The organism is Acinetobacter sp. ANC_7553, from assembly GCF_056779895.1.
This window is the reverse complement of sequence record NZ_JBWYIV010000004.1, coordinates 76,044-102,068: the sequence shown is the minus strand read 5'-3', so window position 1 is coordinate 102,068 and position 26,025 is coordinate 76,044. Positions and strand designations below refer to the sequence as shown.

General features: G+C 38.4%; 30 protein-coding genes. 20 read left to right on the top strand and 10 right to left on the bottom strand.

Annotation, left to right across the window (positions count from 1 at the left end; genetic code table 11):
• Window positions 1-26 precede the first annotated feature (26 nt).
• On the bottom strand, window positions 27-743 hold the full coding sequence (gene trmB, locus AC1M9I_RS04690; protein ID WP_481594274.1) for a tRNA (guanosine(46)-N7)-methyltransferase TrmB: 717 nt from the start codon (window positions 741-743) through the stop codon (window positions 27-29).
• Between the two features lie 210 nt (window positions 744-953).
• Between trmB and AC1M9I_RS04685 the strand changes: the two genes are divergently transcribed.
• Window positions 954-3,416 (top strand): ExeM/NucH family extracellular endonuclease, encoded by a 2,463-nt coding sequence (locus tag AC1M9I_RS04685; protein ID WP_481594275.1) that lies wholly within the window; start codon window positions 954-956, stop codon window positions 3,414-3,416.
• Between the two features lie 36 nt (window positions 3,417-3,452).
• Here the strand turns inward: AC1M9I_RS04685 and AC1M9I_RS04680 are convergent, their stop codons facing one another.
• Window positions 3,453-4,898, bottom strand: a complete 1,446-nt coding sequence (locus AC1M9I_RS04680) for a SulP family inorganic anion transporter (RefSeq protein ID WP_481594276.1) — start codon at window positions 4,896-4,898, stop codon at window positions 3,453-3,455.
• Window positions 4,899-5,107: 209 nt separating this feature from the next.
• On the opposite strand from AC1M9I_RS04680, the gene AC1M9I_RS04675 reads away from it, so the two are divergent.
• The 3 genes from AC1M9I_RS04675 (at window position 5,108) to AC1M9I_RS04665 (ending at window position 6,640) form a co-directional block, all read left to right on the top strand.
• A complete protein-coding gene (locus tag AC1M9I_RS04675) occupies window positions 5,108-5,719 on the top strand; it encodes a glutathione binding-like protein (protein ID WP_481592946.1) in 612 nt (203 codons plus the stop codon).
• Between the two features lie 263 nt (window positions 5,720-5,982).
• A complete protein-coding gene (locus AC1M9I_RS04670; RefSeq protein ID WP_481592947.1) occupies window positions 5,983-6,249 on the top strand; it encodes a glutathione S-transferase family protein in 267 nt (88 codons plus the stop codon).
• Window positions 6,250-6,295: 46 nt separating this feature from the next.
• Window positions 6,296-6,640 carry a glutathione binding-like protein gene (locus AC1M9I_RS04665; protein WP_481592948.1) on the top strand — a complete coding sequence of 115 codons (345 nt, stop codon included), beginning with the start codon at window positions 6,296-6,298 and terminating at the stop codon, window positions 6,638-6,640.
• A gap of 31 nt (window positions 6,641-6,671) precedes the next feature.
• Here the strand turns inward: AC1M9I_RS04665 and AC1M9I_RS04660 are convergent, their stop codons facing one another.
• The 5 genes from AC1M9I_RS04660 to AC1M9I_RS04640 all read right to left on the bottom strand — a co-directional run bounded on the left by AC1M9I_RS04660 (window position 6,672) and on the right by AC1M9I_RS04640 (window position 9,399).
• Window positions 6,672-7,457 carry a thiazole synthase gene (locus AC1M9I_RS04660; protein WP_481594277.1) on the bottom strand — a complete coding sequence of 262 codons (786 nt, stop codon included), beginning with the start codon at window positions 7,455-7,457 and terminating at the stop codon, window positions 6,672-6,674.
• 12 nt (window positions 7,458-7,469) lie between these two features.
• Window positions 7,470-7,667, bottom strand: coding sequence for a sulfur carrier protein ThiS (thiS, locus tag AC1M9I_RS04655; RefSeq protein ID WP_035265912.1), 198 nt, complete (start codon window positions 7,665-7,667; stop codon window positions 7,470-7,472).
• A 15-nt stretch (window positions 7,668-7,682) separates the two neighbouring features.
• Complete coding sequence (locus tag AC1M9I_RS04650; RefSeq protein WP_481593018.1) at window positions 7,683-8,048, bottom strand: DUF423 domain-containing protein; 366 nt, start codon at window positions 8,046-8,048, stop codon at window positions 7,683-7,685.
• Window positions 8,049-8,166: 118 nt separating this feature from the next.
• Window positions 8,167-9,036: an RNA polymerase sigma factor RpoH gene (rpoH, locus tag AC1M9I_RS04645; RefSeq protein WP_035265916.1), complete on the bottom strand. Its 870-nt coding sequence runs from the start codon at window positions 9,034-9,036 to the stop codon at window positions 8,167-8,169.
• Window positions 9,037-9,177: 141 nt separating this feature from the next.
• Window positions 9,178-9,399, bottom strand: a complete 222-nt coding sequence (locus AC1M9I_RS04640) for a sulfurtransferase TusA family protein (RefSeq protein WP_035265917.1) — start codon at window positions 9,397-9,399, stop codon at window positions 9,178-9,180.
• Window positions 9,400-9,786: 387 nt separating this feature from the next.
• On the opposite strand from AC1M9I_RS04640, the gene AC1M9I_RS04635 reads away from it, so the two are divergent.
• Both AC1M9I_RS04635 and rhlB read left to right on the top strand, forming a co-directional pair.
• Window positions 9,787-9,999, top strand: a complete 213-nt coding sequence (locus AC1M9I_RS04635) for a cold-shock protein (protein ID WP_004824348.1) — start codon at window positions 9,787-9,789, stop codon at window positions 9,997-9,999.
• Window positions 10,000-10,105: 106 nt separating this feature from the next.
• Entirely contained in the window at window positions 10,106-11,257 is a 1,152-nt protein-coding gene (rhlB, locus tag AC1M9I_RS04630; protein ID WP_035265921.1) for an ATP-dependent RNA helicase RhlB, read from the top strand.
• 48 nt (window positions 11,258-11,305) lie between these two features.
• On the opposite strand, the gene AC1M9I_RS04625 is transcribed toward rhlB, so the two are convergent.
• Window positions 11,306-11,689: a hypothetical protein gene (locus AC1M9I_RS04625; protein WP_481592949.1), complete on the bottom strand. Its 384-nt coding sequence runs from the start codon at window positions 11,687-11,689 to the stop codon at window positions 11,306-11,308.
• Window positions 11,690-11,920: 231 nt separating this feature from the next.
• Here AC1M9I_RS04625 and AC1M9I_RS04620 point away from each other — a divergent pair, with 231 nt between their 5' ends.
• The 14 genes from AC1M9I_RS04620 to AC1M9I_RS04555 all read left to right on the top strand — a co-directional run bounded on the left by AC1M9I_RS04620 (window position 11,921) and on the right by AC1M9I_RS04555 (window position 25,200).
• On the top strand, window positions 11,921-12,496 hold the full coding sequence (locus AC1M9I_RS04620) for a nitroreductase family protein (RefSeq protein WP_481592950.1): 576 nt from the start codon (window positions 11,921-11,923) through the stop codon (window positions 12,494-12,496).
• Window positions 12,497-12,549: 53 nt separating this feature from the next.
• The gene (locus tag AC1M9I_RS04615; RefSeq protein WP_092766141.1) at window positions 12,550-13,623 is read left to right on the top strand and encodes an NAD(P)H-dependent glycerol-3-phosphate dehydrogenase; all 1,074 of its coding nucleotides are present in this window, start codon (window positions 12,550-12,552) and stop codon (window positions 13,621-13,623) included.
• A gap of 73 nt (window positions 13,624-13,696) precedes the next feature.
• On the top strand, window positions 13,697-14,152 hold the full coding sequence (locus AC1M9I_RS04610) for a phosphoglycerate mutase family protein (protein ID WP_481610741.1): 456 nt from the start codon (window positions 13,697-13,699) through the stop codon (window positions 14,150-14,152).
• A gap of 41 nt (window positions 14,153-14,193) precedes the next feature.
• A complete protein-coding gene (gene gspL / locus AC1M9I_RS04605; RefSeq protein WP_481594279.1) occupies window positions 14,194-15,336 on the top strand; it encodes a type II secretion system protein GspL in 1,143 nt (380 codons plus the stop codon).
• A complete protein-coding gene (gene gspM, locus AC1M9I_RS04600; RefSeq protein WP_481592954.1) occupies window positions 15,336-15,815 on the top strand; it encodes a type II secretion system protein GspM in 480 nt (159 codons plus the stop codon). Before gspL ends, gspM begins: the two co-directional genes overlap by 1 nt.
• Before the next feature lie 88 nt (window positions 15,816-15,903).
• Window positions 15,904-16,908 carry a quinone-dependent dihydroorotate dehydrogenase gene (locus tag AC1M9I_RS04595; protein ID WP_092766145.1) on the top strand — a complete coding sequence of 335 codons (1,005 nt, stop codon included), beginning with the start codon at window positions 15,904-15,906 and terminating at the stop codon, window positions 16,906-16,908.
• A 3-nt stretch (window positions 16,909-16,911) separates the two neighbouring features.
• A complete protein-coding gene (locus AC1M9I_RS04590; RefSeq protein ID WP_179998321.1) occupies window positions 16,912-17,496 on the top strand; it encodes a CvpA family protein in 585 nt (194 codons plus the stop codon).
• 24 nt (window positions 17,497-17,520) lie between these two features.
• Window positions 17,521-19,059, top strand: coding sequence for an amidophosphoribosyltransferase (gene purF, locus AC1M9I_RS04585; protein ID WP_481594280.1), 1,539 nt, complete (start codon window positions 17,521-17,523; stop codon window positions 19,057-19,059).
• A gap of 84 nt (window positions 19,060-19,143) precedes the next feature.
• The gene (locus AC1M9I_RS04580) at window positions 19,144-21,033 is read left to right on the top strand and encodes a M48 family metalloprotease (protein ID WP_481592957.1); all 1,890 of its coding nucleotides are present in this window, start codon (window positions 19,144-19,146) and stop codon (window positions 21,031-21,033) included.
• Between the two features lie 106 nt (window positions 21,034-21,139).
• Window positions 21,140-21,868 (top strand): hypothetical protein, encoded by a 729-nt coding sequence (locus AC1M9I_RS04575; protein WP_481594281.1) that lies wholly within the window; start codon window positions 21,140-21,142, stop codon window positions 21,866-21,868.
• A 29-nt stretch (window positions 21,869-21,897) separates the two neighbouring features.
• Entirely contained in the window at window positions 21,898-22,857 is a 960-nt protein-coding gene (locus tag AC1M9I_RS04570; protein ID WP_481594282.1) for a 2-hydroxyacid dehydrogenase, read from the top strand.
• A gap of 96 nt (window positions 22,858-22,953) precedes the next feature.
• Window positions 22,954-24,393, top strand: coding sequence for a M48 family metalloprotease (locus tag AC1M9I_RS04565; protein WP_481594283.1), 1,440 nt, complete (start codon window positions 22,954-22,956; stop codon window positions 24,391-24,393).
• 9 nt (window positions 24,394-24,402) lie between these two features.
• Window positions 24,403-24,774, top strand: a complete 372-nt coding sequence (locus AC1M9I_RS04560) for a GFA family protein (protein ID WP_481594284.1) — start codon at window positions 24,403-24,405, stop codon at window positions 24,772-24,774.
• 63 nt (window positions 24,775-24,837) lie between these two features.
• Window positions 24,838-25,200 carry a hypothetical protein gene (locus tag AC1M9I_RS04555; RefSeq protein WP_481592962.1) on the top strand — a complete coding sequence of 121 codons (363 nt, stop codon included), beginning with the start codon at window positions 24,838-24,840 and terminating at the stop codon, window positions 25,198-25,200.
• Between the two features lie 113 nt (window positions 25,201-25,313).
• On the opposite strand, the gene AC1M9I_RS04550 is transcribed toward AC1M9I_RS04555, so the two are convergent.
• Entirely contained in the window at window positions 25,314-25,760 is a 447-nt protein-coding gene (locus tag AC1M9I_RS04550) for a GatB/YqeY domain-containing protein (RefSeq protein ID WP_481594285.1), read from the bottom strand.
• A 33-nt stretch (window positions 25,761-25,793) separates the two neighbouring features.
• The gene (rpsU, locus tag AC1M9I_RS04545; protein WP_001136722.1) at window positions 25,794-26,009 is read right to left on the bottom strand and encodes a 30S ribosomal protein S21; all 216 of its coding nucleotides are present in this window, start codon (window positions 26,007-26,009) and stop codon (window positions 25,794-25,796) included.
• Between the last annotated feature and the right edge of the window lie 16 nt (window positions 26,010-26,025).

The window sequence follows — 26,025 nt, the reverse complement described above, 5'->3', positions numbered from 1 at the left end:
AAACAGGACTTAAGTCCTGTTTTTTATTATTGAATCTTTTTAAATAAGAAGTCGTTAATTTTATGGCCTTCATCAATTCCACGACGTTCAAACTTAGTTTGAGGACGCCAGTCAGGACGAGGATAACTGTTACCTTTACCCGCCATATTTTCTAAACGAGGACGGTTATCTAATACATCTAACATCCATTCTGCATAGGGTTCCCAATCGGTCGCAGCATGGAATGTTCCACCCATTTCAAGTTTTTCTTCAACTAAAGGCATACGATCGTGTGAGACGAAGCGACGTTTATGGTGACGTTTTTTCTGCCAAGGATCGGGGAAATAAAGTTGAATTGCATTGATACTGTTATCTGGCATTTCACGCAAAACTTGAATTGCATCCGCATCAAGTAAACGTAAGTTTGTCAAACCAGCCATACCCGCTTCATATACACATTGTGCAATGCCGGGAACATGTACTTCAATGCCGACATAATTGCGTTCAGGATTGGCTTTTGCCATAAGTACAAGAGAGCGCCCCATACCGAAACCGATTTCAACCGTCAATGGACGTTCAGGATGCTCAAATTGCTGACGTAAATCACCAACAGGATATTCCAAAATTAAGTGACCATATTGTTCAAGCGCAGTTCGTTGAGAAGTATTCAACGGAGATGAACGGCGCATAAATGTGACAATTTCGCGATGCTCGTTCAAGTTGTCTAATTCTACAACTTGCGGGTCTAATTGATCGTTCGACATAACTTTGGCAAATGAGAAAAAATTCGAATGCGGTATTTTAAGACCTGAGACTCCTAAGTCAAACCTTTTTCTACCTGAAAGCGCTACGTAGCTATCAATGATTTGTCGATCTATTCATGAACTTTTTCAAAATGTCATGAATTGTTCATCAACTTGTCATGCCTGTACACTAGGCTTGGAAAATAATATGAACAATGAATAAGACTTAAAATGAATAAAATAACGCTAAACAAATGGGTGTTCAATAAACTCACATTATCTTTATGTTTGATCGGATTTAGTTCAACGTCGTATGCTGAACTCATGATCAGCCAGTATGTGGATGGTAATAACAACAAGAAAGGTATTGAACTATACAATCCAGATGGAGGTGTTGTTGATTTATCCGCGTATCAATTAAAAATATTTCCGAATGGTCAAACCACTGCGAATTTGACGGTCAAGCTGCAAGGAACTTTAACGGCTCAGCAGCACTTTTTAATTGGACATTCAAATTTAAAAACTGAATTGGGTGAAGCTGTTCAGCAAACTGCTAACCTTTCATTTAATGGCGATGATGCAATTGTTCTCTATAAAAACAATGTGGCTGTCGACCGTTTTGGTGCGATTGGAACACAGCAAAACTGGGCAACCGGTTTAAGCTTTGAACGTACAAAGAAAACACATGATGTCGTTTCGATAGATCCATCTGCACCCTTTGAAATTCAAAAAGAGTGGGCTAAATGGTCGGATCGCAATGCTTTTAACCAGTATTTAGCGATTAGTACAAATGAACCAATAGAGCCATCTCCGACGACTCTAAGTTGTAACTCTGCGAATACACCTATCGCTGAACTCTCACAAGCAGCTAAGAATCAAAACTATACTGTGAAGGGGGTGATTACTGCGGATTATCGTTATGCGAATGGATTCTCAGGTTTCTATATCCAAACCCCTGATGCCAAAGCAAAACCCGATCTAACTAACGCGATTTTTGTATATGCTCCTGCTTCAAGTCCTATAAAAGGAGGAAAAGTCGGAGAAGAAGTCGTTCTTAAAGGTCGATTAACTGAATATCAAAATCAGTTACAGATTGATAATTTATCCGAAAATATTTTAACTTGTAATCAAGCGGCAAGTGCTTGGATAACGCCATTATCAATCGAGTTACCATTTGAGAGTTTAACTAACGCTTCAGGGCATGCGCCAAAGCGTTATCAAGGTATGTTGGTTAAAATACCTCAAACATTAACGGTAAGTGAAAATTACAATTATGGTCGCTACGGACAACTGTCATTAAGTCTAGGACGTTTGTTTATGCCGACCAATATTTATCCAGCTAAATCAGCAGAAGCAACGGCATTGGCGCAAAAAAATCTTTTGTCCAAAATTGAACTTGATGATGGATATAATGCACAAAATTTAACGCCTACACTGCCAAGTCAGTTTAGTGCTTTAAATACCCTACGTGCAGGTGATCAGTTAAATGCTGTTGAGGGTATTCTAGAATATCGATTTAATTCTTGGCGTATTCAACCTGTACAAGGTCGTACTCAAATCCAAATTAAAGCGAACAACCCGCGGCCACCGATGATTCAGAAAAATTCAAACCAAACCCGTGTCGTGGCTTTCAATGTTTTGAACTATGACAATGGCTTAAATGGTTTTCCAACTGAGCGAGGTGCTAGCAGCAAAGCTGAGTTTGAGAAGCAACATGCCAAAATAGTCAGTGCAATGAAAGAAATCGATGCTGATGTATTTGGTTTAATGGAAATTGCGAATAATGGTTATGGTGAAAATAGTGCCATTGCATATTTAACACGAGCACTTGGATCGGAGTGGAAATATATCACTCCGCCAAATTCAAATCGATTAGGTGATGATGCGATTGCTGTTGCGATTATTTACAACAGTAAGCGTGTAAAACCTGTTAACGCTGCTGCAGTGTTTGATGACCAGTCACAAAGAAATCGAGTGACCCTTGCTCAAAGTTTTCAACCAGTGAGTGGCGGTAAAATCTTTACGGTTATTCCGAATCATTTGAAGTCTAAAGGAAGTTGTCCTTCAAATGATCAATCTGCTGATGCGGATCAAGGTGATGGTCAGGGGTGTTGGAATGCGACACGAGTTAAAGCGGTACAACAACTTATGCAGTGGATTGCAAAGAATCCAACGCAAATTACAGGTCATACGAATACGCTCTTGATTGGTGATTTAAATAGTTATGCAAAAGAAGATCCAATTTTGGCTTTAGAGCGTGCTAATTATACGAATGTACTGGCGGACAAAGTTGTAGGGCTCGGCGAACAGGCGTATACCTATGTATTTGGTGTCGACAGTAACAAAGCTGGATTTGGTGGAGCAGGTAATTTGGATCATGCTTTAGCTGATGCTTCGCTCTTTCCTGCGGTTAAGCGTGCATTTGTATGGCACATTAACGCTGATGAGCCAACGAACCTAGACTATAACGAAGAATTTAAGACTACAGAGCAGAAGTCGCTCTTTTATGTAAATCATGCATTTAGATCTTCTGATCATGATCCAGTGATTGTCGACTTAGAACTTAACAGCTCAACAAATGCTGAGCAGCCACAGCGTGACACTACGTCAGGTGGTGGTTCGTTGAACTGGTTATCCATTTTAGGATTAAGCCTGTTAGCCTTGATTGGTTGGAGACGCAGAAACCATTCCTAAAACTTAGTAATAAAAAAGAGCCATTTGGCTCTTTTTTTAAGTATTTGAGATACGTTCTATCAATGTTACGCTCGCTTGGTTTAAACCAATCACACGTACCTGAGTCCCTTGAGCTTCAAATTTAGCCACGATATTCGCTAACATATTGACAGAAGTGATGTCCCAAATATGAGCATAGCTGAGATCTATTTCTACTTGCTTGATATCTTCTTTGAAATCAAAAAATGCATAAAAAATTTCTGCGCTACTGAAAAATATTTGACCTTTTACCGTATAGTAGCGCACGTGATTTTCTAATTCAGATTGAACTTTTACTTCACTCTCGAGTTTATTAATGAGAAATAGGGCTGACAGAATTACACCAATCAATACGCCTAGAGCAAGGTTATGTGTTGCAAGAACAATCACCACGACAGTAAGCATGACAACATTACTTTGCACGGGATGTTTGCGGAAATTTTTTACTGAATCCCAATTAAATGTGGTGAACGCGACCATGATCATAATGGCGACTAAAGCAGCCATAGGAATATAAGCCAACCAATCTTTAAAGAAGACCACGAGACATAGCAAAAAAACACCAGCCACTAATGTCGATAATCTTGTTCTAGCACCTGAGCTGACATTGATGATGGATTGACCGATCATTGCACATCCAGCCATACCCCCCATAAAGCCACTTACCATGTTCGCGATCCCTTGACCGCGACATTCTTGATGACGATCTCCTTCAGACTCAGTCATTTCATCAATCACAGTCGTAGTCATCATGGTCTCAAGCAAACCAACTGTGGCGAGCGTGAGAGAGTACGGTAAAATAATAAGTAAAGTGTCGAGATTGAATGGAATTTCAGGAATTAAAAATACAGGCAAGGTATCTGGAAATGTACCCAAATCATTGACTGTTCTCATGTCAGCGCCAAGTAGAAGTGCCAATACACTGAGTACAATAATACACACTAATGGCGATGGTATGATTTTTCCGATTTTGGGTAAATAGGGAAATGCGTAAATGACCAATAAACCAATCGCTAAAAATATATAGCCTAAGCTATTCATTTGAGCAATTTCTGGAAATTGAGCGATAAAAATGAGAATCGCTAAAGCATTTAAGAAACCATAGACCACTGACTGGGAAACAAAACGCATGAGTTTTGCGACTTTGAGATATCCAGCGATAATTTGAATTACACCTGTCAGAATCGTAGCTGCCAATAAATATTGTAATCCGTGTTCTTTAACAAGAATGATCATCAGCAGCGCCATCGCACCTGTAGCAGCCGAAATCATAGCAGTCCTACCACCAAAGAAGGCGATCGTAACAGCTATACAGAATGAGGCATACAGACCTATCTGAGGATCAACGCCAGCAATTGCCGAAAATGCGATTGACTCTGGAATCAAAGCTAAACCTACGACCAAGCCTGCAAGTACGTCGGTTCGAATGTTAGAAAACCACTGATCTTTCTTTAAATAAATCACAATTTGCCTTTCACAAAGATGTAGCAGCGCTATGGTAAAACATCACACAAATAAAAGCTGAAAAAAGCTTGAAAATTAATTCAATCTGCACAATATTCATAAGGAGATCATCGATGTTTACGCTTGCTTGCAATTTAAAAAACAGTTCTTATTGAAAAAAAGCGTGAAGCAATTTAAAAATGATAGTAGTTAGATAACAAGGAAAAAGTATGAAGTTGTATTATTCGCCAGGTGCATGTTCACTCGCAGCGCATATTATTTTAAATGAAATTAATGTTGATTTTGATTTGGTTCGTGTTGATCTTAAAACTCATACCACTGAAAAAGGCGAAGATTACTTCGCAATTAATCCTAAAGGCTATGTGCCGGCGCTAGAAATTAATCCTGGCTTAATTTTAACGGAAAATGTCGCAATTTTACCATTTTTGGCACAGCATGATCCTGCTCAAGATTTAATTCCACCTTCTGGATTAGGTCGAGCAAAAGTACTGGAGTGGCTTGGTTATCTAAATTCTGAATTACACGATGCTTATGCAGTGTTTTTTGGTGCACCACTCACTGACGATGCTAAACAAAAAGCGTATGCCGAAGTTGATCGTTTACTGACATTCATTGATAAAACAATTGGTGAATCTACTAATGATTATTTGGTAGATGATAATTTTGGACCTGCAGATGCGTACTTATTTGTACTCACCAATTGGTCTAATCATATTGAACATGACTTGAGTCCTTATAAAAATATTATTCATATACGCAATAAAGTTGCAGAGCGTCAGTCTGTACAGATTGCGATGCGAGATGAAGGATTGATTCCTTAACAGGTAAGGTTTCGTTCCGTTTGTTTCGAGAAAGAGCCGAAAGGCTCTTTTTTACTCTAAAATTTTCAAAGAAATTTCACAAATATTTTTCAGAAATAGAGAGCATTAAAAAGACAAATTTTTCATCATCATTCGTTTCAGATTCAGTGGTAATTCATTAAATAAGATATCGTTATTCATGATATTTTTTGAACTAAACATTATTTAAGTTGCTGATTTAAATCTGATATTTATATTTTGTATTTAAATTGTTGGACTAAAAAATGAGTTTGAAATTATATTCTTACAACGAATCAGGTAACAGTTATAAAGTACGTCTGTTAGCAGCATTATTGAAAGTGGATCTTGAAATTGTAGAACTAGATTATTTCAGTGATGAACAGCATAGTGAGAAATTTTTAAAAATTAATCCTAAAGGCGAAGTGCCAGCATTAGTAGATGGCGATATTGTTTTAACTGATTCTGCCGCAATTTTGGTGTATTTAGCAGGTAAATATTTAGATAAAACACATGGTGGTCTGAAGATTTAGTAAACAAGCTAAAATTGTAGATTGGCTTGCCTTTGCTGCCAGTTGGGTGCAATTAGGGGTTTTCACGGCACGCGCGATATTGTCTTTCAAAGGTCCATACAATGGTTTGGGATTAGAAAGTACCGAGCAAACATTTAAAGAGGCGAAAATACGTGGTCACAAATCTTTGGCTATTTTAGATGGTGTGCTCAAAGACCGTGAATGGTTAGCGAATAATAGACCAACTATTGCGGATATCGCAGTGTTTGTCTATGTCGCGTTAGCACCGATGGGTGATATTTCTCTAGAGCCTTATCCAAATGTACGCGCTTGGATTGAAAGAATAAAAGTTTTACCTAACTTTATCAAAATTGACGGATTGGATGATCCTTTGTATCGTCGAGTGAGTTAAGAAAAAACCCACTTTAAAAAGTGGGTTTTTTTTATTTAAAAAAGTATCCAGTTTCTGGAGAGCTTGCATTTGCCATACGTTTGCGTGGCATACGACCAGCAAGATAAGCCTCGCGTCCAGCTTCAACGGCTTTTTTCATGGCAGAAGCCATTAGAATCGGATTCTGTGCAGCAGCAATCGCAGTGTTCATGAGTACGCCATCACAACCTAATTCCATCGCAATAGCAGCATCACTAGCTGTACCAACCCCAGCATCCACCAAGACAGGGACTTTGGCATTTTCTTTGATGATAGAAATGGTATGTGGATTAAGAATACCTAAACCAGAACCAATTAAACTCCCCAAAGGCATAATAGCGACACAGCCCATATTCTCAAGTTCTTGCGCGACGATAGGATCATCAGAGGTATAAACCATGATTTCAAAACCATCATCGATCAATGTTCTTGCAGCTTTTAAGGTTTCAGTAATATTAGGATAAAGCGTTTTTTCATCACCTAATACTTCAAGCTTGACTAAATTGTGACCATCTAAAAGTTCACGTGCGAGCATACAAGTGCGAATGGCACTATTGGCATCAAAGCAACCAGCTGTATTGGGAAGAATGGTGTATTTTTCCGGTGGAATCACTGAGAGCAGGTTAGGTTGATCTGGATTTTGACCAATGTTTACGCGACGGATTGCAACAGTAACGATCTCAGCACCACTGGCTTGGATGGCTAAGTCAGTTTCCTGCATATCCTTATATTTTCCAGTACCCACTAATAGTCGTGAACTAAATGAACGTGATCCTATGATCAACGGACTATCTTCCATATTTACTCCGAGTTAACCACCGCCAACAGCATGAATTATTTCTATACGGTCAGCATCTGAAATAGGGGTATCTGCCAGTTTGCTTTTTGAAATGATCATTTCATTTTTTTCAACAGCAAATCGTTTACCTTCAAGCGATAATTCTTGAACCAGTTCTAATAAGTTTTGGCATTGCGTTTGAATCGACTCGCCATTTAAAAATATATTCATTGGATGACCTTCAATTTAATGCTGAATTTTGAATGATTGCCATGCTAAAAGTAGCCAGCCAATAATCATCAATGCTCCACCAAGAGGTGTAATTGCACCCAACCCGCGTGGGAGTCCTAAAGCCATGAGATATAGAGATCCACAAAATAAAATGATACCGAACTGGATGAAGATAAAACTGAATTGAGTTGAAAAGTTTGGAATTATTTTCGGTATGAGTGCGAGTATTAATAATCCTATTGCATGATAAAAGAAATAATCAGTTGAAGTCTGCCACCATGTCAGTTGGGCTTCGGTTGCACGAGCTTTAAGGCCATGAGCGCCGAAAGCACCCAGCATTACGGCAAGCGCTAAATTAATGGCTGATATTGAGATCCACATCAGGTTATTCCCAATCAAAAATTGCGTCATACGATAGCATACATGACGTAGGATTTTTTTAAATTTGCATATCGTGAAATACAAAAAAAGAGCTTATAGCTCTTTTTTTGTAATCGTATTAATTTGATGACATGGCGATCTTGATCTTGTCCATGGCATTTTTTTCAAGCTGGCGAATACGTTCAGCGGAAACATTATATTCGGCTGCTAGTTCATGCAACGTAGACTTATCATCATCTAACCAGCGGCGCTGTAAAATATTGCGTGAACGATCATCCAGCTGATCCATTGCTTCATGTAAAGCAGAGGTGCTCTGAGATTCATAATCTTCTTCCTCTGCTAAACGAGCAGGATCATAACGATTATCCTCTAAGTAAAGCGCAGGAGCGACATGAACTGAGCTTTCATCATCTTCATCGGATTGAGCTTCGAAGGCTGCGTCATAAGCTGTTAAACGGCCTTCCATTTCAAGAACTTGTTCAGCTGTTACATTTAAATCAGCCGCAATAGATTGCGCTTCCTCGAGCGTTAATTTCTTGCTCGATTTTTTTAAGCTTCTTAAGTTGAAGAACAGTTTACGTTGAGCTTTAGTTGTCGCAATTTTAACAATACGCCAGTTACGAATCACATATTCGTGGATTTCAGCTTTAATCCAATGTACTGCAAAAGAAACTAAGCGTACTCCCATATTAGGATCGAAGCGTTTTACAGCTTTCATCAAGCCTAAATTACCTTCTTGGATTAAATCGCCTTGAGGTAAGCCGTAACCTGCGTAACTGCGGGCAATATGCACAACAAAACGAAGGTGGGACATCACCAGCATTTTAGCTGCGTCTAGATCTTGGTCATAAAAATAACGTTCAGCTAACTCTTTTTCTTGTTCAGCTGTCAAAATAGGGATCTGGTTTACAGTACTAATGTAAGCACCTAAATTGACCCCGGGCGCAGACAATGACAGGGGCATCAATTGATTGCTGCTGTCAGTCATGAGTACTCCTTATAGGAAAATAGTTTAAAAAACCAATTACATTCATCTTAATCCTTATAGCATACAGAATTAAGCGAATTTGGGTAGTGAAATGTAAATTTAAATACAATATTTATCCATGATTAATTTAGATGAAAATACCTAAGATTCAATCACGTAATGAAATTCAGAATCCGAAACTTGTTTAAATGCGCATGTCAATTTATGTAGCTGACAATAACGTTGAATATCGATTTGACTGTTCGGATCTGAAGCTTTTAATAAAAATTGCTGAGGTGCACTATTTTGTTTCATCGATTTCTTAAGTAGCAGTAAAGGTAAAGGGCAAGGTTTCCCCATCGCATCGATTAACACTTGAGACATAGTAAAACACGAGATTGAATAATAAAGTGGGTCATTATTCTAGCAAAAGTGTGACTTAAGAATAAAATTAAATGATTTAGATGAACTGTTCAAATAAAGTGCAATTTTTGCACTAAATTTGTGTGATTAATATACAAGTTTCAGTTAGATAATTAGCTAAAATTTTTCTATTAATTGTGTTGTACCCATGTTAAGCTCAATGCGTACTTAAGGATTGCGTAGAGAAATTTGTTCTCTAAGCCTTATTTATAATGGATATAACCGGGATTTTGTTAATAGTTTTACAGAATGATTACAAGCTTTGAAATAAAAAATGTTTTAAAATTTGTTTGCTCTGCTGTTTGCAACACCGGGTGGTCCCTTTTCTTACCAACTGAGGATTAACTTATGACAGCTCGCGAACAAGGCGTTGTTAAGTGGTTTAACGATACTAAAGGTTTTGGCTTTATTCAACGCGCAGGCGGTGATGACGTATTCGTTCATTTCCGTGCTATTCAAGGTGAAGGCCACCGTTCACTTCGTGACGGTCAACGCGTAGAATTCAGCGTTGTACAAGGTCAAAAAGGTTTTCAAGCTGAAGAAGTTCAGCCTTTAGACTAATCCTACTTTTCACTGAAAATTAGGTTGCGCTCCAATTTTGATAAATTGGGGCGTTTTTTGTTTATACTATAGACCATTATCAAATATTGATTGTAGAGCCCTTTATATGTCATCAGGTTTCGAAACCCTTAATTTACATCCGCAACTTAAGCAAGCGATTGATGCTTTAGGGTTTAATGAAATGACCCCCATTCAACAGAAAGTATTGAAATATACGTTGGCAGGGCATGATGCAATTGGACGTGCACAAACAGGCACAGGAAAAACTGCAGCATTCTTAATTAGTGTTATTAATGATTTATTGAACAATCCGATACAAACACAGCGTTATCGTGGTGAACCCCGAGCTCTAATTATGGCACCAACGCGTGAGCTTGCGATTCAAATTGAAAACGATGCACGTGATCTGACTAAGTTTACCGACTTAAATGTTGTGACTTTGGTGGGTGGCGTAGACTTCGATAAGCAAAAAAAACAACTGGATGAAAATTTCGTAGATATTCTTGTCGCGACACCAGGTCGTTTGATTGATTTTACTGAACAAAAAGAAATTTGGTTGGATCAAATTGAATTTTTAGTCATTGATGAGGCAGATCGTTTACTGGATATGGGATTTATTCCTTCTGTTAAACGCATTGTGCGATTCTCTCCACGCAAAGAACAACGTCAAACCTTAATGTTCTCTGCTACGTTTAGTTATGATGTACTCAATCTTGCTCAACAATGGTTATTTGAACCTGTTACTGTCGAAATTGAGCCTGAGAAAAAAACCAATGCTGACGTAGAGCAACGTGTTTATGTGGTTGGGAAATCAGATAAATACAAATTGCTGCAAGAAATATTGCGTGATGAGCCCATTGAAAAAGTCATGATATTTGCAAATCGCCGTGATCAGGTCCGTAAGCTGTATGATCATCTTAAGCATGATGGTTACAAGGTAGTGATGTTATCTGGTGAAATCGCGCAAGATAAACGTTTAAAGATGTTGGATCAATTTAAAAATGGCAAACACAACATTATGATCGCAACAGATGTGGCTGGTCGAGGTATTCATGTGGATGGTGTGTCACACGTGATTAATTTTACTCTACCTGAGCAGTCTGATGATTATGTACACCGTATAGGGCGTACAGGTCGAGCAGGCACAAGAGGGGTGAGTATCAGTTTCTTGTCAGAAGATGATGCTTTTTATTTACCTGAGATCGAAAAAGCGATTGGTCAAAAGATTCCATTAACACGTTTAGATGGTTATTGCTAATTGCTCAATAAAAAAGTCCCTTCAAAGGGACTTTTTTTATAGGAAAATTTAGCGGGCTGTATTACAGCTGAAGGTGATTGTTGTTTGGTAGTCGGTATCTTTTTCGATTGTATTTTTAGTACCGATTACAGAGCCAAGTACTGATGAAGCGGCTGTTATGAGTTTACCAGTCTGTTCATCTACAACACCTTTTAGAGCGCCGTTATATTCAGTTTTTTCGTCAATTAGGACAGGTGCAGAATTCTTACCGCAAGTTTTGTTCGCGGCAGAAATTGCATTATTTTTTGCAAGAACTTGGGTTTTGCCTAATCCTGACACCTCATATTGATTGTTTGGTTTTTGAATGGCAAGTGTTTCAGTCGGTGTTGATGCACAAGCACTCAGGAGAATTGTCGTAGTCGCTAATGAAGCCAATGTCATTAATTTTTTCATTTTATTTTTCCTTTAGCATTTGCAATATAAAGTTTAGAGCTCTGTCATGTATGCTAGGGCTTAAATTCCAAAGAATTAAGCATGTTTTGTATCGATTTTGAAGTGAAATACCTGATTTCTGTTTGATTGTAATCATGCTGGATGCATTGTGTATAAGTATAACTGTAGAGTAGTTTTCAATGTTTATGCTAAGCTTAAGTACATAGTGTTAGTTTAAAGATTAGTCTTCAAATGTCAGATCAATTTTCTCAAGTAGTGCATGACAATATTCATCAGCGTCAATCCGTTGGTCATTTGGTAGAACCTCATCCTAACGCAGAACAATTAGAATTAGCTTTTAAAGCCGCTTTAACCGCACCCGATCATCATCGTCTGAAACCGACGCAATTTATTGTTGTGAAAGGAGATCAACGTGAAGCATTTGGTGTTTTACTCAGTGAAGCAGTAGCAGACCTTGGTGAAACTGATTCAATTCAAATTGAACGCGTACGTCATCATCCTATGCGTGCACCTATGCTGATTATCGCTGTAACACGATTTCATGATCATGCGAAAGTTCCATATTTTGAGCAAACTTTAAGTTCAGGCGCTGCAATACAAAATCTTTTGCTCAGTTTACAAGCTCAGGGTTTCAATACCATGTGGCGCAGTGGTGCTGTTGTGGAGTCAGATCTATTTAAAAGAAAGTTAGGGCTACAAACGCATGATTTAATTTCAGGTATCATTTATGTAGGGACTGCTTTTAAGGCGATTGCACCACGCACTGAGATTGAAACAGATGCATTCGTCAGTTTTTGGCAGCCGTAATTGCAACTTTGCAAATTTAACGATTAGAAAAAGAATGTTTAGGATTTAAAAGAATGTCGGAATTAAAGTTTTCAGATTTGGTCGAGCCAGTTGCAATTGATCATAAAACAGCCTTGCGTGTTACGATTCTTGGTGGTGGTAGTTTTGGTACAGCCATGGCGAATACGGCAGTGCGAAATGGTTGTGACACCATGATTTGGATTCGTGATGAGGAAATTGCGAATGAAATCAATCGAACACATGTTAATTCAAGATATTTGCCAGATTATAACCTTGAGCCAGCATTAAAAGCAGAATCCAATCTTGAAAAGGCTGTTCGAGATCGAGACATTATTTTGGTCGCTATTCCGAGCCATTCATTCCGAGATGTACTCAAACAGATCAAGCCCTTTATCACTGCTCAGGCGGTTGTATCACTCACAAAAGGGATCGAAGCTAAAACCTTTAGTTTCATGAGTGATATTATTCGTGAAGAGCTTCCAGAAGTACCTTATGGCGTTCTTTCGGGCCCAAATTTAGCGAAAGAAATTATGTCAGGAATGCCTGCTGGAACAGTGATTGCCAGCCATTCTGAATTGGTGAGATATGCAGTGCAGCAAGCATTACACAGTGCACTATTTCGTGTATTTGGAAGCGATGATGTACATGGCGTGGAGCTTGGAGGCGCACTTAAAAATATCTATGCTGTCGCAATGGGGATGGCTGCAGCCTACAACGTTGGCGAAAATACCAAAAGTATGATTTTGACACGTGCGTTGGCGGAAATGAGTCGCTTTGCTGTACAGCTAGGCGCAAATCCACTGACATTCTTAGGTTTGTCTGGTGTTGGCGATTTATTCGCAACGTGTAATAGTCCTTTAAGTCGAAATTATCAAGTTGGATTTGCTTTAGGTTCAGGTAAAACCTTAGAGCAGGCAACGACGGAACTGGGTCAAACAGCTGAAGGGATTAATACCATTGTGCAAGTGAATGCAAGAGCCAAAGAGCTTGATGTCTATATGCCAATCACCACAGCACTCTACGAAGTGATTTATGAAGGCGCACCACCATTACATATTGCATTATCTTTGATGAAGAATGGTCATCGAAGTGATGTTGAATTCGTATTGCCGCATCATAAAGTTTAAGATTAATGAATGGTTTATCATCATTGTCATAATGTTTAGATATGATGGATGACACATGGTTTAAGGAAAACAAATGCAACTCACTTTAGTTCGTCATGGTGAAGCCGCTCCACCAATTAATGGTAATGACTCGAAACGACCACTGACTGAGCGGGGTCATATTCAAGCTGAACAAACTGCGCACTTTTTAAAAGACGTAGTAGCACCTGATATATTTGTAGTGAGTACTTTGCTCAGGGCGCAGGAAACTTTAAAACATATACAGCTATTCTTTCCAAATGTTGAAGTTTTAATATGTGATAAAATTAAACCTGACGATGATGCTAAAGTTGCAGTTGAGTGGTTATCTCAACTACCTTTTGAGAATATTGTGGTTGTATGTCATATGAATATTGTGGCATATATTGAAGAAATTATTACGTCTGAATTTTTTAATCCTTTTGCACTTGCTGAAGCGAGGATTTATGATCAGACAGTCATTGCTGCGGGACTTTCCACAAAATTAAAATATTTTGTACCGTCAGCTTAATAACCATAAGTTTTAATGAATAAAACGGCAGAATAAAATTAATGTTGTATTTATGGATGCCAGTGTCGAATGGGGTTTGGCTCTGGTCAAATGGTGAAAATTGGAATTCATCAACAACGCTAGAAGAGTTAATTCAAGATACTCAACCGTATCATGGACAAGAAGCTGTTGTATTCTTTTCAAGCCATGATGTGCAAATTATTGAACAGAATATGCCCAAAGCGCAATTCAAGCAAATTGGAAGCGAAGGCGCTAAATATTTACTTGAAGAATATACCATTCACTCCATTGATCAGATGAAAGTGCTTACTCAATTTGAGGCACCAGATCAATTGTCAGTAATGGGGATCAGTCAATACCAAGTCCAGACAATGCAACATGCTCTGAACTTGATTCCGGTGAAAGTGGTTGCGCTATTACCCGATTTTTTGGTCTTACCAGTGCCAGAACAGGGGCAAACTATTTTAGCCAATATTTATGGGCATTTATTGGCGAGAACAGGATCAAATCAAGGTTTTGCGATTGATGATTTAGCATTGTTTTTGGATCTATTGCCAAAGCCTATACATATTTTGCATGATCGGTTAAATGATGATCAGATGATGAGTTTGATTCATGCAACGGAACAAAATGAGCGGGAAAGCTTTAATTATGTATTTAAAGCTGAAAAAAAATTAAAGAATCATCCATTCAATGTTTTGCCTAAAGCAAAAAACACAGAGGGTGGAATCTCAGGCTATTGGAAAGCATGTGCAGCACTGCTTGTGGGCTTGCTTGTAGTGCAATTCAGTTATGATTTAGTGCGTTGGGTAAAGTTAAAAAAAGTATCTGATCAAACGGCTTTGGTTGCGGTAGAGCAATATCAATCTTGGTTTGGACCCAATAGTCGTCTCAATGAGCAAAATTTGCGAAGCCAATTTGAAAGTAATTTGCGGATGAGTAAACCTGCAAATACTGAGGTCTTACAGTTAATCAGCCGTGTAGGTCCGATTTTAATGCAACATCAAATTATCGCAAATCGTGTTTCTTATGAAGCATCTGGTTTAAGTATGGATTTGGTGGCGGACTCATCCGAAAAATTACAAAATCTAATTCAGCAAATGAATCAGCAAGGCTTCAAAGCTGAACTTGGGAATGTGCAAACTCAGGATAAAATGGTCGTTGGTTTGGTGAAAGTACAATAATGAAAACTTTAGAAAAATTTCAAAATCAATTTGATCAATTATTTGAAAAGATTGATGACTATTTATCGTCATTGAGTGTACGTGAGCGTGTACTTGTCATCGCTGCAACGATTATCGTTGTCGTCGCATTGATTGGTTCTGCTTTGTGGAAAATGCATGAAGCAGCAGATAATCAGCAAAAAAGATTGAATGAACTGAAAGACACATTGGTGTGGATGCAATCCAATGTGGTGACAATGAAATCTTCAACAGATTTAAGCCTAACACCTTCGGATAAAATTCTGCGTGTGGCACAACAAGCAGGATTATCTGTGGTCACACAACCAAGCGATAATAAATTGATGATCAGTGCTGAGCATGAAAACTACGCGATCCTCGCAAATTTTCTTACCCAATTGGTTCAAATGGGTTTAAGTGTTGAAAAATTGGAACTTATTAAGTCTGGAGCTGCGATTAAATTAACAGCATCAGTACAGTAAGTGGTGAAAATAAACCTATGACAGGCATAGCGTTTTGGGCATACTCAGCCTATAATGTGGCAACTTAAAAAACCGCAGTTTTTGAGATATGTTATATTCGCTTGCTCGTCCATTTCTATTTTCATTGGCGCCTGAGCGTGCACATGATTTGACATTATCAATGCTTAAATCGACATATAAGTTTGGCATAATGCGTCAAAAAATAGACCCAAAGCCAGTGACTTGTATGGGTATTCAATTTCCAAACCCAGTTGGTTTGGCTGCAGGTTTAGATAAAAATGGTGCATATATTGATGCACTTGCGAGTTTAGGTTTTGGTTTTATCGAAATTGGAACCATTACCCCTCGACCTCAATCTGGAAATCCTCAACCGCGTTTATTCCGCCTTCCAGAGGCTCAAGCGATTATTAATCGTATGGGTTTTAATAATGATGGTGTAGATCAGCTGATTGAGAATGTTAAGGCAGCAAATTATAAAGGTGTATTAGGCATCAATATCGGTAAGAACGCCGATACAGCAGTTGAAGATGCTGTAACTGATTATCTCATTTGTTTAGAAAAAGTTTATAATTACGCATCTTATATTACTGTTAATATTTCATCTCCGAATACCAAGAACTTACGTAGTTTACAAAGTGGACATGCATTAACAGAACTTCTTGAAACTTTAAAAAATCGTCAACTTGAACTTGCTGAACAATATCAACATTATGTTCCACTGGTATTAAAGGTTGCCCCAGATTTAACTGAGTCAGATATTGAATTTATTGCATCTCAATTAATTCAATTTAAAATTGATGGTCTGATTGTGACCAATACGACTTTGTCACGTGAGGGTGTAGAAAATTTAGCGCATGGTGATGAAGCAGGTGGTTTATCTGGTGCGCCTGTATTTGAAAAAAGTACACAATGTCTATCTGCATTTTCAAAATTACTTCAAGGTCAAATCCCATTGATTGGTGTTGGTGGTATTCTTAGTGGTGATCAAGCCGCGACTAAACAGCAATCGGGTGCGCAATTGGTTCAAATTTATAGTGGTCTAATTTATACAGGGCCAAAACTGATTAAAGATTGCGTACAAGCTATGACCTAATCTATGAATACCATCGATATCTTTATACTGATTATTCTGCTCATTGGAGGGCTTAACGGTTTGCGTCAAGGATTCGTTAAAGCCTTTGCGAACTTGGTAGGATGGATTTTTGCACTCATTATGGGTGCAAAATTTGCGGGTCAAATTGCGCCTTCAATGTCCGCACTCAGTCAAGATCCTGTGGTTCAAAAAATAGCGGCATTTGCTTTTATTGTTCTGATTATTGTTGTTTTGACTTGGATCGTCACTGCAATATTAAATCGGTTGCTGAAAAGCTTAAAGCTTGGTCCATTAAATCGATTGGCAGGTGGTGCATTTGGCACCTTGAAAGGTCTCTTAATCGTCCTCATTACTATGCAAGGGATTGGTTCATTTGTAGAGAGCTCTCCACATTGGAAACAATCTAAGTTTATTCAAACTTTATTGCCTTACGCGCCTTTAGCGACTGAGTACACCAAAGAGACAGCGTCAAAAGCTTTAAGTCATATGAAATCAGAAGAGTCGAATCAATCATCAGATTCTTCTCGTCAATCATCTTCTGAACAAGATGATTCGTCATCTCATTCAACGAATAATCCTTTTTATTAATCCTAGCTTGTCTGCGAGGTTGCTATGTGTGGAGTTGTTGGTATAGCTGGTAAATCACCTGTTAACCAAATGTTGTTTGATGCATTAACGATGTTACAACATCGTGGACAAGATGCTGCAGGGATTGTGACATGCCATAATGGTCGTCTCTTTTTGAGAAAAGACAATGGCATGGTGCGTGATGTATTTCATACACGTCATATGCGTGCATTGTTAGGTAATTACGGAATTGGTCATGTCCGATATCCAACAGCTGGCTCATCGAGTAGCGCTGAAGCACAACCATTTTACGTAAACTCTCCTTATGGTATTACTTTAGCGCACAATGGTAATTTAACCAATGCTGACGAGATTCATGATGATCTGTTTAAAACAGATTTACGTCACATGAATACTGATTCAGATTCAGAAGTGTTATTAAACGTTTTTGCACATGAATTACAAAAACGCGGCAAACTTACACCGACTGCGGATGATATTTTCCATGTAGTCACTCGTGTGCATGAGCGTTGTAAAGGTGGTTATGCTGTTGTTGCAATGATCACTGGTCATGGTTTAGTTGGTTTTCGTGATCCAAATGGCATTCGACCTTTAATTTTGGGATCGCGTGATACCGAGGATGGTGTTGAATATATCCTTGCTTCCGAATCAGTTGCTTTAACAGCGCTTGGTTTTAAAGTTGAACGTGATGTGATGCCAGGTGAAGCAATCTTTATTGATGATGCTGGTAATCTATTCACGAAGCAATGTGCGGCTAACCCACACCATAGCCCATGTATTTTTGAGTATGTTTATTTTGCTCGTCCAGATGCTATCATTGACGGAATTTCGGTATACAAAGCACGTTTGAAAATGGGTGAGAAGTTGGCGCAGAAAATCCTGCGTGAATGGAGTGAGGAGCATGACATTGATGTTGTTATACCTATTCCAGATACTTCGCGTACATCTGCTTTAGAACTTGCCAATACACTCGGTGTGAAGTTCCGTGAAGGTTTCATGAAAAACCGTTATATCGGTCGTACCTTCATTATGCCGGGTCAGCAGCTGCGTAAAAAGTCTGTACGTCAAAAGCTAAATCCAGTTGAATTGGAGTTTAAAGATAAGAACGTTTTGCTTGTAGATGACTCGATTGTGCGTGGTACAACGTGTAATGAGATTATTCAAATGGCACGTGATGCTGGTGCTAAAAAAGTTTTCTTTGCATCTGCTGCACCAATGGTGAAATACCCGAATGTCTACGGTATTGATATGCCAGTTAAAAACGAATTAATTGCTTCAAATCGTGATGTTGAAGAAATTCGTGAAATGATTGGTGCTGATCGTTTGATTTTCCAAGATTTGGAAGATTTAAAGCAAGCTGTTCGTACGAAAAAAGTACCTGAGTTAACTGACTTTGACTGCTCAGTATTTGACGGTATTTACGTTGCGGGTAACATTGATGAGTCGTATCTCGATGGTTTAGAGCGCAAGCGTAATGACTCTGCCAAGAAAACCAAAGATGGTTATATCGATCTAAATATTGATGCAGCCTCAGTTGATCTGAGTGGTATTAAAGAAAATTAATTTATAGTTTTCTATTTGAAAAAGCGGGTATTTCCCGCTTTTTTAATTTATGATCACAAGACAATGTAATGAGGAAATTTTACATTGAAAGATGTGAGTGGTTACTTAATTAAAAACAAAAATATGCTGTGGTCATTAAGCGTATGTTTAATTGTTATTGTGCTCGCAATTATCATTTTAAACACGACGCTCGGATTGTTGGTTCATTATATTGATCCTTCTGAGTCCATTTGGTGGCATTTTCTCAGTCCATATATGATGGTGCTATTGATTAGCATTATTGGTGGTTCTGTCGTTTATGAGTTTTATGTCTTCCGCTCTGGTGGTCATACGCTCGCAAAACAATTGAAAGCACGACAACTCACTTTTATTGAAAGTACTCCAGAAGAAAGTACAGCGCTTAGGCTTGCTGAAAAATTAGCACATCGATTCTCAATTGATACACCTACACTCTATGTCTTACCCGATGAAATAGGGGTTAATGCACTGACTGCGGGTTTTCATCCCAAAGATACTGTGATTATTCTGACTTGGGGGGCGCTACAAAATCTTGATGAGTTAGAGCTTTATGGATTGTTGGGTCATGAATTCCATAAAATTTTATCGGGTGAAACTCGAGAAAATACTCGTCTTAAAATTTTATACAGTGGGTTAATTACCTTTAGCCAATGGGGCAGTAAAATCGCGAAGCAGGGATTTCGACGTAATCGGGGTCAATTGAGAGATAGTTTGGAAACAACTTTTGTGGCGATCGGTGGAGTCATATGGTTAATTGGTAGTTTAGGCGTCTTTATTACGCGTCTGATGAAATATATTACTTTGGGTAGTCGAACATTGTATAACGATGCAATGACAAGACGATTATTGAGTAGTAATGCTAATATTCAAACCTTATTGAGAATCTATGTTCATCACGCAGGATCACAGATTCATAGTGAATATTCTGAAGCTATTTCTCATATGTGCTTTGCTAACTCACTTAGTCCTCAAAGTTGGTTGAATATCCAACCTTGTATTCAAGATCGTATATATGAATTAAATCCGAATTTACTTGAGGATATTCAATTAGAAAATTTACAAAAATTACGCAATCAACCACTATTTAGTTTAATGCGTTCTTTAGAGGAATCTATTGCTGAAGAATATAATCCATGGATGTCACCACAGCCACTTCCATTATTAAGATTATCACCGATCAGCTTTGCAATTAAGGATGCCATCAAACCCTTAAATAGTGAAGTTAGACAGCAGATGAAACGTCCAGAACTCATTCAAAGGGCTTTGCAAACTTCGACTGGTGCGCGTGAAGTGATGGTTGCGATTTTAATGATTCGGCAATACCGTGAATTTATTCCTTCTGATGCACCTGTGAGTCGTGCAATTGTCGACTCACTGTTAAATATAGATGGACGAGTGCATATTCAAATTTTTCATGAGGCATGTAGGCAATTGGGAAATATGCCTGCTACAAGTGCACGTCAGTTCATTACTAAATTGGCTAAAATTATTCAAGAAGATGGTGAAATTGGGCTTTTGGATGCTTTACTGATTGAAAAGGTGAAGTCTCAACTGGATTTATTGCCAATACATCGTCCAACCTCAATTGAGGATGCTAAGCCGCAAATTGTTAGGCTAATAGATGCGTTATTACATGTTCAGCAGTTAAATACTGCTAATCAGCTTGAAGTTAGAACCCAAATCTTAGAACGAATTTTAACTCGTGATGAAATTGAGTTTTATGAAGAAATTTCAGATGAACCTATCGACTTAGGTGAAATTCTTAATGATATTGCTGGATTGTTGTTGAGAGATCGGTTGAGTATTTTGGGTGTTGCTGAATTATGTTTATGGAATGATCGAATTATTACACAAGATGAGTTGGATGTACTTGAATTATTATATTGGCGACTTGGATTTGAAAGTGATGAAATTGTGGATCAAATGCATAAGAAAAACAGCGTCATTATTGTTTAGCTATCAATGCATTCTGAATTTAAAAGCTGCAAGGATGTTAATGCGTCAGAAATGAAATTAAGTTATGATTGTTTGCGGATTAAAAGTTCAGTAAAAGATTAAAAAAGTGGGTAGAATACCCAGCCCTCATGCCAGTCCATCTGTAATGAATGTGAATATGTTAGAGCATCAAAGAAGCCTCTTAGCTGTGATGGGAATCGATATATGGATTCCACAAAATACGGCACAAACACGTCATTACAAACCTTCCTTATATCGCGATCAGGTTGAAGAAAATCATCCAATAGATGTATCTTTTCCTGAATTTGCGCAAGCTCAATCAGAACAGTTCATCACAAAACCAGCTTCACAAGTTGAACAGCTAAATAAAGATGATTCTTCGCTTCAGTTAAAAAGTAATCCAGACGGTGTGCAGCTTCCTCGAGAGTCTGTGGAAAATGACAAACAGTCTCAAGATGAGGCTGTTGAGCGTCAACCGCTTGTAATCGATGCTTTTGAAATTCAAGCGATGATCACTAAAACACATACTATTCTGCTAGATGCTACAGCGCTCACCACAGAACAAGAAAACTTATGGGTGAATATCCAGCGTAGTGTGAGTTCACAGTTTTACGATTTAAAATGGCCATTTAATTTCGCTCAATTCCAAGATGGAAGAGGTGCTCAAGTATTTATACAGGGTTTTATCGATGCATTATCTGTTGATAAAAAAATATTGAGCTTAGGGTATTTGCCGCATATATCGACGACGCAGCATATGCAGATTGCAAGCTTACAAGACATGATTGAGCAGCCATTGTTAAAGCGTCGCTTGTGGAACTTAATTAAAAATTAAATCGATACTGGATCTAAAGAGGGAGTTTTATGAAAAAAAAGGTTGTGGTATTTAGTCAGATAGATCCGAAAATATTAAATCAATTAGAATCGAAATATCAGGTCGTTCAAATTAATCCAAAACAGGGTGACATTAATGAGCAACTTTTAAGAGAAGTTGCGGATGCAGATGGGATGATAGGCGCTGGGCGTCGTTTAAATCAAGACAACTTACAGACCGCAAAAAAACTTAAAATTATTTCTTCGGTCAGTGTGGGCTATGATAATTACGACGTTGAATATTTAAGACAACAGGGTATTTGGTTGACCAATACGCCTCATGTGTTAACAGAGACGACCGCTGATTTGGCTTTTACCTTATTGATGACAGCGGCTCGTAAAGTGACACATTTAGATTCTTGGACAAAGCAGGGGAATTGGACACGTACCGCCGGTGTAGCACAATTTGGTCAAGATATTTATGGGAAAACGCTCGGCATCATTGGCTTAGGTCATATCGGTGCTGCGATAGCTAGACGTGGTTTTTACGGTTTTAATATGAATATTCAATACCATAATCGGAAGCCATGTATAGAGCGAGCTGAGCCTTTAAAGGCGAAATATTGTGATCTTGATACTTTACTTTCAACGTCTGATTTTATCGTCATTGCAGTCGATTTAAATGAGCAATCGAAAGCGCTGATCGGTCAAGCTCAATTTGAGAAAATGCAAAAACATACTGTGTTTGTGAATATTGCCAGAGGATCAGTTGTTGATGAGTCGGCCTTGATTGAGGCGCTTGAAAATCACAAAATTTTTGCTGCTGGTTTAGATGTTTATCAGAAAGAGCCGCTCCAAGAATCACGGTTGTTCCAATTGGAAAATGTCGTGACATTGCCACATGTAGGTTCGGCGACAGCAGAAACCAGAATGAAAATGGCAAATCTTGCTTATGATAATCTGGTAAAAGCCTTAGATGGGGATGAGCCTCAATATATTGTGAATAAGTAAAGTCTGTTGAGCATGATAATAAACGTAACAGTTCATCATTAATCTTCACATTATTCAATGTTATAGTCGATGAAGTACACGTTTAGGAATACAGGTTTGAAGAAGATCATTTTGGCTTTATTGATAGCGAGTTCGAGTTTTTCAGCGGCGGCTGATGAACTCTACAATGCCAATAAAATTCAATTTGAAGTGCCTGATATTAATAGTGGTATTGGATTTATCGATCAACAAAAAGAAAAAATGATCGGTGAAAAAGTCTATCGTCAAGTACAGCAACAACTTCCAGTGTTAAACAATGTTTGGTTGGAAGATCAATTTATGGCTGTATTCCGAAAAATTATTGCGCAAACACAGTTGGGTCAACCAATTGCTTTGGTGATTGTAAACGATCCGCAAATTAATGCCTTTGCTGTACCTGGCGGTTTATTTGCATTGAATAGCGGATTAATTACGTCGGCAAAGAACATGGATGAAGTCGCGGGTGTGGTTGCTCATGAGGTGGCACACGTCTCGCAAAGACACTATAGTCGTTCTCAAGAGGCTTTTAAAGGGCAGGGATTGCTTGCACTCGCAGGTATCATTGTGGGTGCTGCAATTGCATCACAAGCTGATGGTAATGCAGGTGCTGCCCTGATGATGGGAACTCAAGCTGCATTGGTGGATCGACAGCTAAGTTATAGTCGTAATCAAGAGCGTGAAGCAGACCGTATTGGAATGCAATTGATGTATCGTGCTGGATATAACCCGTACAGTATGTCTGAGTTTTTTGAAACCATGAATCGTGCGACTCCAAAAATTAGTTATCTTCCTGATTTTTGGTTAACACATCCTTTGACTACTCAGCGTATGAGCGAGGCTCGATTACGTGCAGATCAACTTCCTAAAGTTCCATATAGCAACACACTCTCTGAGTTTGATCAGATCAAGTGGTATACCGCAGTTGTGACCAATCAAACCAACGAGGAACAGTTAAAGGGAGTGGTGAGAGCAAATGCATTGGCTGGAAGAATTGCACTGTCTGCTTTTTATTTAAAGCGTGGTGATTTTGATCTAGCACAAAAAGAAATTGAGCTTGCTAAGAAAGTCCAGCCAAATCATCAGCTTATCGCGCTTATTCAAGCAGATATCTACTTGGCGACCAATCAATTTGATTCTGCGCAGGAAACGATATTGGTGCGTCAACGAATAACGCCTGAAAATCGCGCTCTAAGCTATAAATTAGCTGAAATTTATATTCGACAGGGAAATTTTGTTGCTGCTGAAAGGTTGGCGAATAAATTTATCCAAATCAATAATCGTGATGCGCAAGCATGGTTCATCCGACAACAAGCGGCAAATTTAGATATTAATAATCCTTTACGTACTGTAAATGTTTTGCGATATCGGGCTGAAGTTGAATATTGGAAGGGGGCGGAAGAGAATGCGATACGCTCACTCATTCATGCTCAGCGTTTAGCTAAGGAAAATAACTCTATGAGTGCAATCATCAATCAAAGACTGCGGATGATGCAGGATGAACGTCAACAAAAATTATAAGAGGTTTAAATGATAAAAGGTCGATGCTTATGTGGGAAGATACAATATATTTATCATGGCGTTCTTGAGAAAAGTATTTTGTGCTATTGCAAGCACTGTCAGTTGGCTCAAGGCGGTTTTGCTGCATGGAATAGCCCGCTCCCGCTTGAAAACTTCGAGTTAATTTCTGGTGAAGATGTGCTTAAGTCTTATTTTCATACCGAGTTAAAGGCAAGAGTATTTTGTGGTGAATGTGGAAGTCCTTTATATTCACATCGGCTTGATTTACCAGGCATTATACGTTTAAGGCTCGGTTCTGTGGTTGAAGGGAAAATACCGCCACCTTATGAAGAGTTTTTCCAGGAATACAAACCTAACTTTATTGAAACTATTCATTCTTAATGGTTAGATTGTTTTAGAATGATGAATGAATAAATATTTTAAATTATGTGATTGAATCTAATAATGAAATTGCCACTATTTTTTATGATGTTGTTTGGGGTAGGTGTGTTCACTCATGCGGAAACACTTCCTGTTAAATTTACACAAGAAATTGAAGTTGTATCACAAAAATATAATGCCGATATGAGGCATTTTCTAAAAATGCTAGCACCAAATACAACACATTTTAGCGTTGATCAGACTCAAAGATATTGTGTCATTGTTGGAACTTATGTCGATGGCTTTTATCGAGTGGTGGATAAATATCGAAAGGATTTACCACTTTCCTACTCTAGAATGAGTAAACAGGATGTTGTTGAGAAAGTGAAGCGATCTAAAGAAATGCAGATTTTACAAAGATATAATATTCAATGTGAGCTTAAATAATCAGAAAGTGAAAAACTAAAAAGTATTGTTGTAATAAAATCGGGGATATGTGATTTAGACTGGACTATTTAATGCCATTATTAAATAGACCAAATCAAACATAATACGAAAACTTAAGAAAGTTGAGCTTTAATTTTACTCGAAACTTGTGCAGGATCGGCACGTCCGGCTATGATCGGACGTAGAGAATTCATCACCTTACCCATATCTTTCATGCTAGTAGCTTGTTGCGCAGCAATCGTTTGCGCAATAATTGAATCAAGTTCTTCCTCAGTCATAGCTGCTGGTAGAAATTGAGATAAAACCTCAACCTCGGCTTGTTCCTTACTAGCTAAGTCTTGTCGATTAGCGCTTTCAAAAGCTTTAATCGATTCTTTACGTTGCTTGATTTGTTTTTCAATGACCGCGAGAACTCGACTATCATCTAGTTCTACGCGTTCATCGACTTCGATTTGCTTAATTGCTGCTTGGAGACTACGAATCACCGTTAACTTATCCATTTCTTTAGCACGCATTGTTGCTTTCAAAACGTCAGTAATTTGGTTTTTTAAAGTAGCCATTTATATATCCGAGCAGTCAATCACAAATTAATCTTAGTAAAGGCGAGTAGTACGTACTGATTCACGCGCCAATTTCTTTTGGTAGCGTTTAACAGCAGCAGCTTTTTTGCGCTTACGTTCTTGAGTTGGTTTCTCGTAGAATTCACGTTTACGAACGTCAGCTAAAACACCCGCTTTTTCGCATGAACGTTTGAAACGACGGATAGCTACGTCTACTGGTTCGCCTTCTTTCAATTTAACTTGTGGCATGAAGAATCCTCTAGTT